Source organism: Halocatena marina (assembly GCF_023276375.1).
GTDB lineage: Archaea > Halobacteriota > Halobacteria > Halobacteriales > Haloarculaceae > Halocatena > Halocatena marina.
Window position 1 is genome coordinate 311,056 of record NZ_JALLPK010000001.1, and the last position, 12,652, is coordinate 323,707.

Annotated in this window: 10 protein-coding genes and 1 tRNA gene; 10 read left to right on the top strand and 1 reads right to left on the bottom strand. The window is 55.8% G+C overall.

Features of this window, described 5'->3' with window-relative positions; all coding sequences use genetic code 11:
* Positions 1 to 68 precede the first annotated feature (68 nt).
* The 7 genes from MW898_RS01525 (at position 69) to MW898_RS01555 (ending at position 6,261) form a co-directional block, all read left to right on the top strand.
* On the top strand, positions 69 to 704 hold the full coding sequence (locus MW898_RS01525; RefSeq protein ID WP_248903935.1) for an adenylate kinase: 636 nt from the start codon (positions 69 to 71) through the stop codon (positions 702 to 704).
* A gap of 109 nt (positions 705 to 813) precedes the next feature.
* A complete protein-coding gene (locus tag MW898_RS01530; protein WP_248903936.1) occupies positions 814 to 1,737 on the top strand; it encodes a DUF106 domain-containing protein in 924 nt (307 codons plus the stop codon).
* A gap of 36 nt (positions 1,738 to 1,773) precedes the next feature.
* Positions 1,774 to 2,352 carry a (d)CMP kinase gene (cmk, locus tag MW898_RS01535; protein WP_248903937.1) on the top strand — a complete coding sequence of 193 codons (579 nt, stop codon included), beginning with the start codon at positions 1,774 to 1,776 and terminating at the stop codon, positions 2,350 to 2,352.
* 11 nt (positions 2,353 to 2,363) lie between these two features.
* Positions 2,364 to 3,227, top strand: coding sequence for an RNA-guided pseudouridylation complex pseudouridine synthase subunit Cbf5 (locus tag MW898_RS01540; RefSeq protein ID WP_248903938.1), 864 nt, complete (start codon positions 2,364 to 2,366; stop codon positions 3,225 to 3,227).
* Between the two features lie 80 nt (positions 3,228 to 3,307).
* Positions 3,308 to 3,380: transfer RNA gene (locus MW898_RS01545), tRNA-Pro, on the top strand.
* 199 nt (positions 3,381 to 3,579) lie between these two features.
* Positions 3,580 to 4,695, top strand: coding sequence for an AI-2E family transporter (locus MW898_RS01550; protein WP_248903939.1), 1,116 nt, complete (start codon positions 3,580 to 3,582; stop codon positions 4,693 to 4,695).
* Positions 4,696 to 4,899: 204 nt separating this feature from the next.
* A complete protein-coding gene (locus MW898_RS01555) occupies positions 4,900 to 6,261 on the top strand; it encodes a cytochrome P450 (RefSeq protein WP_248903941.1) in 1,362 nt (453 codons plus the stop codon).
* On the opposite strand, the gene ilvD is transcribed toward MW898_RS01555, so the two are convergent.
* Entirely contained in the window at positions 6,258 to 7,979 is a 1,722-nt protein-coding gene (gene ilvD, locus MW898_RS01560) for a dihydroxy-acid dehydratase (protein WP_248903942.1), read from the bottom strand. The two genes, MW898_RS01555 and ilvD, sit on opposite strands and share 4 nt — an antisense overlap.
* 180 nt (positions 7,980 to 8,159) lie before the next feature.
* On the opposite strand from ilvD, the gene MW898_RS01565 reads away from it, so the two are divergent.
* From MW898_RS01565 to MW898_RS01575, 3 genes are all read left to right on the top strand, one after another.
* Positions 8,160 to 8,900 carry a glycosyltransferase family 2 protein gene (locus tag MW898_RS01565; protein WP_248903944.1) on the top strand — a complete coding sequence of 247 codons (741 nt, stop codon included), beginning with the start codon at positions 8,160 to 8,162 and terminating at the stop codon, positions 8,898 to 8,900.
* 325 nt (positions 8,901 to 9,225) lie between these two features.
* The gene (coxB, locus tag MW898_RS01570) at positions 9,226 to 10,089 is read left to right on the top strand and encodes a cytochrome c oxidase subunit II (RefSeq protein WP_248903946.1); all 864 of its coding nucleotides are present in this window, start codon (positions 9,226 to 9,228) and stop codon (positions 10,087 to 10,089) included.
* Positions 10,086 to 12,650, top strand: coding sequence for a cbb3-type cytochrome c oxidase subunit I (locus MW898_RS01575; RefSeq protein ID WP_368409122.1), 2,565 nt, complete (start codon positions 10,086 to 10,088; stop codon positions 12,648 to 12,650). The genes coxB and MW898_RS01575 overlap by 4 nt, the downstream gene beginning before the upstream one ends.
* Positions 12,651 to 12,652 lie beyond the last annotated feature (2 nt).

The window sequence follows — 12,652 nt, forward strand, 5'->3', positions numbered from 1 at the left end:
TGATGATAATTGTAGGTGGAACGAAAGTGTTTCTACAAACTTTTAGGGATGCACGTTAGGATGAACGTATGGAACGTCCTCGAATCCTCCTGCTCGGCCCACCTGGAGCCGGGAAGGGTACCCAGAGCGAAAATATCGTCGACGAATTCGATATCGAGCACGTCACGACCGGCGATGCGCTGCGTGCGAATAAGGACATGGAAACGGAGTACGGCACGCCTCGAGAGTTCATGCAGAAAGGTGAACTCGTCCCGGATCCGGTCGTCAACGAAATCGTCGCACAAGCGCTCTCTGATGCCGAGGGATTCGTCTTGGATGGCTATCCACGAAATCTTTCGCAAGCAGAGTATCTCGATGACATCACTGAGCTCGACTGTGTGCTCTCACTCGCGGTGCCCCGCGATGAACTCATTGCCCGACTGACTGGGCGACGGGTGTGTCCAAACTGTGGCGCGACCTACCACGTCGAATTCAATCCACCGGAGACGGACGGCGTCTGTGATGCGTGTGGGAGTGAACTGACCCAGCGCGAAGATGACTCCGAATCGGTCGTCAGCGAACGACTGGAAGTGTACGAAGAGACGACAAAACCAGTCATCGAATTCTACCGCGAACGAGGCGAACTCGTCGAGATTGACGGTGAACAATCGCCGGATGAGGTTTGGAACGATCTCCAACTCGCGATCGAAGACGAACTGAACTGAAACGGGCGCAGGGAGACTATTTTTGTCGATCGTAGTAGGGGGATGGCTGTACGATCACAGTCGTCGATAGAAGACAGGGTTGATAACGAGGGATGGCCTAAACCCATCAATGGCACGTGCAGAACAGAAGGTGAACGATCTCCTTGCGGAAGATTCCGACATGGACGACGCGTTGTCGACCGTGCTCACTCGGGCGGACGCGAACGATGGCACGGTAGAGTGGTCTGACGTTAAGGGAGACCTGACAAGCGGACAGTGGGGACGCATCATCGAGAAGGGCGTCCTCACGAGCGCCAGCGGCAATGGGTTCTCGGTCCAGAATCCAGATGGGGTACGTGCCGCGCTCAACGGTGGTGGATCCACGACGACTGCGGGAGAGACGACAAGTGCAGTGGATGACGACGAGGGCTCCAGCTGGTCGGTTTACGATAAACTGGCTGGTGTTGGTGCGCTCGCCATGATGAGTGGGTATTACGTCACCTCCATCCGGGACACACTCGGTGGGGCACTCGATCTCCTAATCGGCCCACTCGATCAGGTGCTTCCGTTCTACGCCGTCGTTCTTATTCTGGCGATGCTGACTGGGCTGTATTCGACGCTCCTTCAGGCAAATCTGATGGACACAGAAAAGATGGGAAAGTACCAGTCCCAGATGCAGGAGATTCAAGACCGACGTAAAGAAGCCAAAGAGCGCGGTGACGACGAAGCCCTAGAGCGGATTCAGCAAGAACAGATGGACGCGATGGGTGATCAGTTGGGCATGTTCAAAGAGCAGTTCCGACCGATGGCGTGGATTACGCTGCTCACGATCCCCGTGTTTCTGTGGCTGTACTGGATGATCCAGCCCGGAGCAGGTCGAATCCCGGACGCGGAAATGCAGGTCATCATGCCGCTCGCTGGAGAAGTAAGTTGGAACAAGCAGGTTCTCATCATGCCCGCGTGGATTGTCTGGTATTTCCTCTGCTCGATGGGATTCAACCAGGTCATCCGGAAGGGACTTAACATTCAGATGACACCAACGGCGAGTTCGTAAGACAACCTCTTTTACCCTTACCACCGGAGATGTGGCATGTTGATCACCGTTTCCGGCCCGGCTGGCGTTGGTAAGAGTACTGCCACCGCCGCGCTCGCCGAAGCGCTCGATTACGACCACGTGAGCGGTGGCGATATCTTCCGCTCGTTGGCCGATGAGCGGGATATGACCCCGCTCGAATTCAATCGTCTTGCCGAAACGAACGAACAGATCGATCTCGATCTCGATCACCGACTCCGGGAACTCGCCCGCGAACACGACGATCTCGTGATCGAATCCCGACTCGCTGGGTGGATGGCTGGCGAGCATGCCGACGTCCGAATCTGGTTCGATGCGCCGCTTTCGGTTCGTGCGAGCCGGATCGCAGAGCGCGAAGAAAAGAGCGTCGAGCAGGCCCGCGAAGAGACACAAGCACGAGCCGAAAGCGAGGCACTCCGATACCGCGAATACTATGGAATCGACATCCACGACCGCTCCATCTACGATCTCTCAGTCAACACTGCTCGACTGGGACCGGAGGGCGTCGTTGAAACCGTTTTGGCGTTCATTCGAGCGTACGATCCCGACGCAGATGAGGGACAAACGCCGGTTGAGGGCGTCACCTACGAATTCTGAATCCTAACCCAATGCGCGCTCCACCTGACGAACGCGATGTCGATGAACTCCTTTCGTTTGGCGTCGTGAACCTCGATAAACCCCCTGGGCCATCCTCTCACCAAGTAACCGGATGGCTCCGTGATCGGCTCGGTGTCGAACGTGCTGCTCACGCAGGGACGCTCGATCCCAAGGTGACCGGCTGTCTTCCGGTGTTGACCGGCGATGCCACGCGGATGGCGCAGGTGTTCGATGAGAGCGTGAAGGGGTATATCGCTGTCCTCGAACTTCATGGTCGCACGGACGATCTCGAAACGGCTGCGGAGTTCGAAGGCCCCATCCTCCAGAAGCCACCACGAAAGAGCGCCGTCAAACGTCGGCTTCGAACGCGAACGATCCACCAGCTAGACGTGCTCGAATTCGAACGCGAGAATCGGCGGGCACTACTCCGTATCGACTGTGAGAGCGGGACGTACATCAGAAAGCTCTGTCACGATATTGGGCTGGCCCTCGGCACCGGAGCGCATATGGGGGATCTCCGCCGCGTGAGAACGGTCCCCTTCGACGACACCGATCTCGTGACGATGCACGATCTGACCGACGCGATGGCCTTCTACGAGGACGGTAGTGAGCGTGAGATACGGTCGGTCGTCGCTCCGGGAGAACGCGCGCTCTCGCACATCCCGCGTGTAACGATCGCCGAGAGCGCAGCACAGGAGATTGCGAATGGTGCACCAGTCTACGCACCAGGCGTCCTCGATGCGGAGGATGCAGAGAGAGGAGCGTTGGTTGCGTGCTACACGCCAGCGGGAACGGCCGTCTGTCTCGGAAACGTAGTCGGTGACCCGGACGCTACTTCGGGAACGGTTGTCGATACCCAGCGGGTGCTGGTGTAGGAACCGACAAGAGAAGGATTAAAAACGAAAACGAAGCGCTTAATCCGAGATGGTCCGTTATCAGAGACGTAGCACGGTGCGGGACCGTGGGGTAGCCTGGTATCCTCTGCGCATGGGGTGCGTAGGACCTGAGTTCGAATCTCAGCGGTCCCACTTCTGTCGATCGTTTTGATTCTGTCTGTGATGTTTTTCGTTTAGACTGTCAAGCCATCCGGGACAGGAACCAGCCCGTATTCGAGAGCGAGGCAGACACTCAAGTGCGTTCGGAGTAATATCCCTTCATGGAACGGTACTTCGATAAAAATCCGAAATCGGAGGTTTCGTCGTTCATATCAACAGTGGGGGTACTTCTGTGAGTGAATCGTTCGTCGAAAATCGGGCGCTGTGGCCGTGGTGGGCGCTCGTTCTTATCCTCACTGCGATACTGCTCGCTATCGCACACGCCTTCATCGGGACGATCGTCTTTGGAGTGTTTTTCTACTACGCGATGCGACCAGTCAACCGACGCGTTCGACGATTTACGAATGGACGGCGGCTCGCGGCCGCGTTAACGCTGTTTCTCGTCTTCATCCCACTGCTCCTGTTTATATTCTACACGCTTCTCGTCGGACTCGAAAATCTCAACGTTCTCCTCAACGATCAAGTTCGTCAGGCGATTCGTCCGTATCTCGATGTCTCCTCAATCGTCGAAAAACCAAGACAGACCCTCACGTTCGTCGAACAACTTCGTCAGACAGGGCCACTGCAAGATATACTCTCGACCAGTATCGGTGTCCTCGTGACAATCTCGAACTTGTCGATCAACCTCGCACTGATCGTCGCAATCGTCTACTACCTGCTTCAGGACGGAGCACGTATCGAAGCGTGGTTTCGTGACGAAGTCGGGGAAGACAGCGCGGCATACGCCTACGCGAGTGCCGTCGATGCAGATCTCGAATCTGTCTACTTCGGAAACGTCATGGCCATCGTGATGATTGCCGTCTTATCCGTGTTCTGGTATAATATTTACAACTATCTCGCACCATCACAAGTGATGATTCCGGTTCCGACGCTGCTAGCGCTATTGACCGGTATTGCGAGCATTATTCCCATTATCGTCGGAAAACTCGTCTATCTCCCCATTACTGGCTATCTGTTGCTTCTCGTGGCGCGGACCGATACACAGCTCGTGTGGTATCCAGCGCTGTTCGTCGTAGTGGCGTTTTTCTTCCTCGACTTCGTCCCGCAGACGTTCATCCAGCCGTACATCGCGGGACGAAATCTCCACGTCGGATTGATGATCTTCGCGTACGTCTTTGGTGGATTGTTCTTTGGCTGGTACGGACTCTTCCTCGGACCAATTATCCTCGTGTTCTCACTGCAGGCTATCCGCCTCGTCGTCACAGATCTGCTCCATGGTGGCCCAGTGACGCCGCGGCCAACAGCGGCTGAAGACCTCGGTTCCGATCCAGCGCTCGAACAGAACTAGCGACATTTCAATTCACTACAATCATCACAATAGTTAAGTAGAATCAATCTAATATTTATATAGGAAATAAAATTTACAATTGTCGGGTGGGCGCAGTACATCTCTCAGCTTTCGAATGAGTTGATATACGTACTTCGGCCACACAGACGACGTACACCGCAGCATCGCTGCTATGACAGACAATCCTATCGAAAACACCCAGTAATGGCCGACGATTCAGGGAATCAACCACCGGTGCCCGACGGACTCCCTGTCCTCGGGAATACGCTCGATTTTATTAGAAGTCCAATGTCATTCATCGGAAAACTACCGAAGCATGGGGACATCGTGCGCTGTGAGTTCCCGATGATTCGAGCGGTTGCACTGTTCCATCCTGAAGACATTAGGACTGTTCTTCTCGCGGACCAGCAGACGTACCGGCGATGGAACTTCGACCAACTCCGGAAGATGGGTGGGTACGACTTCGCTCCCGAAGGGCTGGCCTTTACTGAGGGGGAAAAGTGGCGCAACCAGCGTCGTCACCTTCAGTCGATGTTCGGTCTCGATCGACTCCACGGCTACGCAGACACCATGGTTGAGCACACAGAGCGTGTGCTCAAGCAGTGGGAGGACGGAGCAGAAATCGCGCTCAATCACGCCTTTTCGGAGCTCTCGTTGGCTGTCCTCACTCACTCGTTGTTCGATTTCGACATGCGCGAGCGGGGTGAGCCAATCATCCGGGCCACCGAGACGCTGAACGACCGCGCGCAGCTGGGTGGACGCAACGCTGTGGAATTTCTGCTCCCATCGTGGATTCCTACGCCAGGACACGCTCGCTACCGCGAAGCGATGGATGATTTCGATACGGTCGTCGATGAGTTGATCACAGAGCGTCGTGCGAATCCCGTTGGCTACGATGACCTCCTCGCCCGCATGCTCGCAACCGAGAGTGATAGCGACTATACAATGTCTGATGCCGAAATTCACGATCAGATGCTCGCCTTTCTGTTTGCAGGACACGAAACCACTGCCACCACATTGACGTTTACGTGGTTGCTCCTCTCGACGCATCCGGAAAAGCGCAAGCGATTAGACGCCGAGATTGAAGACGTGCTCGGTGGAGCACCTCCTTCGCCCGAACGACTCGATGCGCTTACCTACACCGAACAGGTCATCAAAGAAGCGCTGCGCCTGTATCCCCCAGCTGCGATGTTGTTCCGGAAGAATCTCACCGAGACGGAGATCGGGGGACACACTGTTCCAGCGAACTCGACGATCCTCCTCCCCCAGTTTGTGGTCCACACGGACGAGCGGTGGTACGACGATCCGCAGACGTTCCGGCCAGAGCGCTGGGATAGCCGGAGAGAACGGCCAGAGTATGCGTATTTCCCGTTCGGCGGTGGTGGACACCACTGCATCGGAATGCGTTTTGCCATGATGGAACTGAAGCACGTTATTCCGATCATCGCCCAACGCGTGGATTTCGAGTTACTGAGCACTCCCGACCCAGCTGTGCAGATGGAAATGACGCTCCAACCAACCGAAGATATCCGTGCGCGCGTCACCAAGCGGTCGTCACGCTATTAGCGTTTCGCGCTTGGGTTCGTGACAGCGCCGTTAGCAGCCGAGCCAAACGACTCACCATACTTTGCGAGCACACCGGACGTGTAAGCTGGCTCTGGCTCGTCTCTTGCTTTGAGGCGTCGGTCTATGTCGTCGTCCGAAAGGTCAGTCTCGATGATTCGCTCGGAGATGTCGATCGTGATAGCATCACCATCTTCGAGTGCAGCGATGGGCCCACCAACGTACGCTTCGGGAGCAACGTGGCCAATCATCGGCCCACGAGTTGCGCCGGAAAACCGTCCGTCAGTGAGGAGTGCGACGTCGTCCTCGTGTCCCTGACCGACAACAGCGGCGGTGACACCGAGCATCTCACGCATACCGGGACCGCCCCGGGGTCCTTCGTTGCGGATGACAATGACATCCCCACTCTCGATTCCTCCCTCCTGGACGTACTGCATCGCGTCCTCTTCGCTTTCGAAGACGCGGGCCGGTCCTTCGTGGTGGAACGCATCATCACCAGTTGCCTTCAGTACTGCGCCGTCGGGAGCGAGGTTCCCGCTGAGAATCTTGATTGCTCCCTCGTCGGTGAACGGATCGGAGACAGGTCGGAGGAAGTCCACATCGATCGACTCGTCGTCAGGAAGGTCCAACTGCTCGAGCTCTTCGCTGATGGTCCGTCCGGTAATGGTCATTGCATCGCCGTGGATCAGCCCGGCGTCGAGCAGACGGCGGATGACAACGGGAATTCCACCGATGTCGTGGAGATCCTTCATGACGCGCGTTCCGCCGGGCTGGAGGTTGGCAATCTTCGGCGTCCGCTGGGAGATGGCGTCGAACTCATCGATAGTGAGATCAATGCCTGCTTCGGCAGCGAGTGCGAGAAGATGGAGCACAGCGTTCGTCGAGCCACCCATCGCAACCTGAAGTGAGATGGCGTTCTCAAAGGACTTCTTCGAGAGGATCTCCGAGGGTGTGCGATTATCGCGGACGGCTTCGAGTGCGAGTTCCCCTGCGCGGTGGGACACATCGTCTCGCTCCTCGGATTCGGCGGGTGCGCTTGCGCTCCCGAGGGGCGCAAGTCCGATCGCTTCACTGATTGATGCCATCGTGTTCGCGGTGAACATTCCACCACAGGAGCCTGCACCAGGGCAAGCATGGCGTTCGATGTCGGCAAGCTCGTCCTCTGTCATGTCGCCGGACGCTACCGCTCCGACGCCTTCGAAGACGTTCTGGACGGTTATTTCGCGCCCGTCGTGCTCTCCGGGGAGAATTGACCCGCCATACAGAAAGACGCTCGGTAGGTCGGTTCGGACGGCTGCCATCATCATTCCAGGGAGATTCTTATCACAGCCTGCGACAGTCACGAGAGCATCCATGCGCTCACCGAACGCAACGAGTTCGACAGAATCAGCGATGACTTCACGGGAGATGAGTGAAGCTTTCATTCCCTCGGTTCCCATCGAGATGGCGTCCGAAATAGTGATCGTGCCAAATTCGATGGGCATACCCTCTGCCTCTTCGACTCCCTCGATAGCAGCGCCAGCAACTGTGTCGAGATGGACATTACACGGCGTGATGTCAGCCGCAGGATTGGCGATACCAACCATCGGAGCGGCGAAATCCTCGTCGTCGTATCCCATCGCACGGAACATAGCGCGATGTGGAGCACGCTCTGGTCCCTCGGTGACCTCACGGCTCGGAAGTCCCTCGGGTTTATCGTGCCAGTGCTGTTTCTGACTCATACCCCTCCCTGCATCGGCAGCGATTTAACTTGTCGGTGCACGTCAGAATTTTCCGTCTCTTCTCCGATATCTGTTATCATCATGATTTTGTAAAAATTAACGATAAGTTATGATATAATCGATTTGAAGAGGACACGAACATATCGCCGTTGTTATGTCGACCGGGGGTAATCGACCGCTATGGTCACGGACCTGAGTGTGGAAACCGAGACTCTCGATCTGGATCTCGATGCCACAGTCGTGGTTCCAGCGTACAACGAGCGCGCCTTCATCGGACGGACGCTCGACGCTCTGGCCGGACAGGACGCCGACGTGATCGTCGTCGCAGGTGGCGACGACGGGACCGAGGCAATCGCGCGATCGCACCCAGCAACAACCCACGTCATCGAGGATACAGACGAGAGTGGTCCTGCTGTCGCCCGAAACCGAGGAGCACGCGCTGCCGAGAGTGCAGTTGTCTGCTTCACCGATGCTGATACGGTTGTCCCACAAAAGTGGGTCACACGACACCTGCGCCACTACCGTGATCCGAATGTGGTTGGGGTAGGAGGGCCACAGCAACCGCTTGATGGCAGTCTCACCGATGACGTGTTGTTCACACTCCTCTCGGATTGGTGGTATCGTCTCTCGTGGCCGCTCGGATTTGTCCAAGCGAGCGGGAACAACTGCAGCTATCGCCGGAAACCGTTTCTCGAAGCTGGGGGATTCGACGAATCATTATCGTTTGTCGAAGACACCGACTGCTCGCTACGAATGTCTGATCGTGGGACGGTGGTGTTCGACCTCACCGCAACTGTCGAAACCTCCGTCCGCCGCCAATCCGAAATGGGCTATCTCGGCCTCTTTCTCACGTATATGATCGGATACAGTCGATACGCACTCGGACACGATCCCGGTGGGGAATATTTTCAGGATCGGTGAGTGGAACTGATGCTAAGCGAAAAAGGACAGTAGCTCTGGCAGAGAGCAAACGCACGCGCTCAGTCCCCTACCGATTTTCAGATCAACGAACATTTTGACATCGGTGCCTCATTCTGTGAATGCACTTCACTTCCCAGCGAGATGCAGTAGCTCGGATAATGAACGTTTTCTACATCTTCAACTATGCCCCGATCACGGCGTATTCTGTCGTTCTATCGCTCTCACGTACGTTCAGAAAATCAAACTATTGTCTATCGTCAGTTGTCGCTGATAATCTAACAGACGACGCCGCAATAGATAAGTATCTCTGAAATAATCATGATCCGTGTCACCGATATCCGGGATAGGTGGACTCATTGCTCGACGGTTGCTCATCGGTAGCAACGGACACATCGTTCACGTCTTGCAGACAACGGATCTGAAGACGATGCACGACATCTTCTCGAATATCTTCCGGGTGTTCCTGATACTAGGAACGCTCGTCGGCGTGGTTGTCATCTCCTATATGGTGTACAACGCGTTCAAATACCGGGAGAATGTCGATGAACAACTTGAGAGTGAGTCCTACACAGAACTAGAATCCAAGCTCGAATCGGACGTCGATCGGCCACAACTCGGTGAACTTCCATCGGGAAGTGGCGGCGGAAAGAAACTGGGTGTCTCATTCTTTTTCAGCGCGGTCATCGTTATCAGCCTCATCGTTTGGACCTACGGCCTCCTCATGGATGTCGAGGGTGGACCACCCGATACAGCCGATCAGATTGAAGTCAAAGTTGTCGGCCAACAGTTTTCGTGGCAGTTCATCTATCCGAACGGCCACACGAGTAGCACACTCCGAGTTCCTGAGGGGAAGACAGTGCGGCTCTCGATTACATCGAGGGATGTCTTTCATAACTTCGGGATATCGGCATTCGATTTGAAGGCGGATGCGATTCCCGGACAGACCACGGATACGTGGTTCCAACCCCAAGAAACTGGCACCTACCAAGCGAAATGTTTCGAGCTCTGTGGCGAGGGCCACTCGACGATGGAGTCGGAGGTCATTGTGATGAAACCAGATAAATTCGACAAGTGGTACGCCGGTACGAAGAATAGCACGCAAAACAAGAACTCTCCCACGAACACGACTGCGGCCAGTCACGCGATTGGCGATGTTTCAGTCAGGGCTGGCACGACGGTGGTTCGATGAGCGAGGACAGTCGACACACCGACAGTGCTGACGGAGCAGACGTGCAGACGGACGGCGGCCACGCACACAGGGGTGAGCAACCGACTGACATCGATTCGACAGTGCGTGATTTCTTCACGAGAGATACGCTCCCGCCGATGAGTTCGGTGAAACGGTGGCTCCTTACGACGAATCACAAGGATGTCGGCATCCTCTACGTCGTAACGTCGCTGTTCTTCCTCATCTTTGGGGGCGTTCTCGCGTTGCTAATGCGAGTCGAGCTGTTAACTCCTACAGCTGACGTTCTCAGCGAGGCGGGATACAACCAGGCGGTATCGATACACGGACTGATCATGATCTTCTGGTTCCTTTCACCGTTCGCCTTCGGTTTTGCGAACTATATTGTCCCGCTACAGATTGGGGCGAAGGATCTCGCATTCCCGCGACTCAACTCGTTGAGCTATTGGCTGTATCTCTTTTCGGGAATTCTCCTCGGCGTCTCCTTCTTTCAGGGGACGAGCTTTTCTGGCGGCTGGACGATGTACGCTCCGTTGAGCGTCCCGACCTACATGCCGAATATCGGTCCGACGACCACGATTCTGTCACTCCTATTGTTCGTCATCTCGGTGACGGTTTCGTCAGTGAATTTCCTGACAACGTTGCACCGAATGCGGGCTGAAGGAATGACACTCCGTCGGATGCCGCTGTTCACGTGGTCGATCCTCCTCACCGTCTGGATGATGCTCTTTGCGTTCGCGGCGTTGCTCGCGGCGCTTTTGATCCTCAGCTCCGATCGCCTTCTCGCTACGACCTACTTCACCGCTCCGGATACTCCCGGAGCGCTGCTCTGGACGCATCTGTTCTGGTTCTTCGGTCATCCCGAGGTGTACATCGTCTTCTTCCCCGCGCTGGGCGTCATGGCAGAGACGTTCCAGACGTTCACCGGAAGACGGCTCGTCGGGCGAAAATGGTTCATCGTGTCGATGTTGTTGGTTGCGCTCCAGAGCTTCCTCGTCTGGATGCACCACATGTTCCTCACGAGCATCAATCTCCAGGTCAAGACGCTCTTCATGTTGACCACAATCGGGATCTCGCTGCCTTTCGACGTCATGGTCTTTGCGCTCATCTACACGATGGTGAAAGGACGGATCCGATTCACCACGCCATTCCTCTTCTCGTTTGGTGCGCTTTTGATTTTCATTATTGGTGGTATCACCGGTGTCTTCCTCGGAGCTGTAGTGCTCGATTACCAACTCCGAGGAACGTACTGGGTCGTTGCGCACTTCCATTACGTCATGGTCGGCGGTGTAACGGCGCTCATCGGCGGACTCTTCTACTGGTATCCCAAGATCACAGGACGGATGTACAACAGGCGGCTCGGAAAAGCCACCTTTGGACTCTTTTTCATCGGGTTCAATCTCCTCTACTTCCCGATGTTCGCCGCATGGAACACACCACGGCGGGTCTTTGAGTATCCAGCGAGCCTCACACCGTGGCATCAACTTGCGACGGTCGGTGGATTCATTCTTGGAATCTCCTTTTTGCTCGTGATCTGGAACCTCTACTGGAGTCTCTGGAACGGTGAGAAAGTTGAGGGCAATCCATGGCGATATGCGTCCACAGCGGAATGGGCAGTTCCCTCCCCACCGCCACTCGAAAACTTCCCCGGGATTCCGAGCTACCGAAGTGGGTCACTCGACTTCCTCGACCGGATCTCGACAACGCAGGCCACCGATGGTGGCGCTGATCCCGAGAGTCTCACTGACGGTGGGAATAGTGAACTCACCACCAGTGATAGCAGCGAACTCACCACTAGCGACACTCACGACCATCACGACAGCCACGCTAGTCCGTGGCCTTTCTTCATTGGCGTTGCTTCGTTTTTCTTCTTCCTTGGATTGTCCGGAATCCATCAAGGCGGCGTCTATACCGCATCGGTCGCTCTCGGACTCGTTCTCGGGGCGGTGTCGCTTCTTGGGTTTGGGATGGAGTCGTTCCACGTTTCAGAACCGGCCCTCGGTGAGCGGTGGCCGTTCGACGGGATCGAGAACACGAAACTCGGCGTTTGGATCTTCCTCGCGTCCGATGTCGTGCTCTTCGGGGCATTTATCGGTTCGTACGTCTTCCTCCGTGTCGGGTACGGCTGGACCGATTGGCATCCTGTTCCCCACAATTCGATTCCGGGACTAATCAACACCTATCTCCTCCTCACGAGCAGTTTCTGTATTGTTCTCGCGCTCGTCGCGGCCGAAAAGGGGAGCAGGCGGGGTCTCATTGCTGGACTGACCACAACGCTTCTCCTCGGCATCGGATTCCTCGTGAACAAGGGGATCGAATGGTACGAACTCATCCACGAAGGGCTGTGGCTCTCGACGAACATCCAGACATCCACGTTCTTCCTCACGACGGGACTGCACGCACTCCACGTCATTCTCGGTCTCTTGATCATTATCTATCTGATCCCGAGAGCGATCGGTGGGGCGTATCTCGATGACGAGCGTCCGGTCGAGTACTTCGGGCTGTACTGGCACTTCGTAGACATCGTCTGGCTGTTCCTCTTCCCGCTCTTCTACATCATCTAGGT

What these genes read in the sequence shown, in the direction of transcription:
- MW898_RS01525 (WP_248903935.1), top strand. Translation starts at nt 69, where the DNA reads ATGGAACGTCCTCGAATCCTCCTGCTCGGCCCACCTGGAGCCGGGAAG.
- MW898_RS01530 (WP_248903936.1), top strand. Translation starts at nt 814, where the DNA reads ATGGCACGTGCAGAACAGAAGGTGAACGATCTCCTTGCGGAAGATTCC.
- cmk (WP_248903937.1), top strand. Translation starts at nt 1,774, where the DNA reads ATGTTGATCACCGTTTCCGGCCCGGCTGGCGTTGGTAAGAGTACTGCC.
- MW898_RS01540 (WP_248903938.1), top strand. Translation starts at nt 2,364, where the DNA reads ATGCGCGCTCCACCTGACGAACGCGATGTCGATGAACTCCTTTCGTTT.
- MW898_RS01555 (WP_248903941.1), top strand. Translation starts at nt 4,900, where the DNA reads ATGGCCGACGATTCAGGGAATCAACCACCGGTGCCCGACGGACTCCCT.
- ilvD (WP_248903942.1), bottom strand. Translation starts at nt 7,979, where the DNA reads ATGAGTCAGAAACAGCACTGGCACGATAAACCCGAGGGACTTCCGAGC.
- MW898_RS01565 (WP_248903944.1), top strand. Translation starts at nt 8,160, where the DNA reads ATGGTCACGGACCTGAGTGTGGAAACCGAGACTCTCGATCTGGATCTC.
- MW898_RS01575 (WP_368409122.1), top strand. Translation starts at nt 10,086, where the DNA reads ATGAGCGAGGACAGTCGACACACCGACAGTGCTGACGGAGCAGACGTG.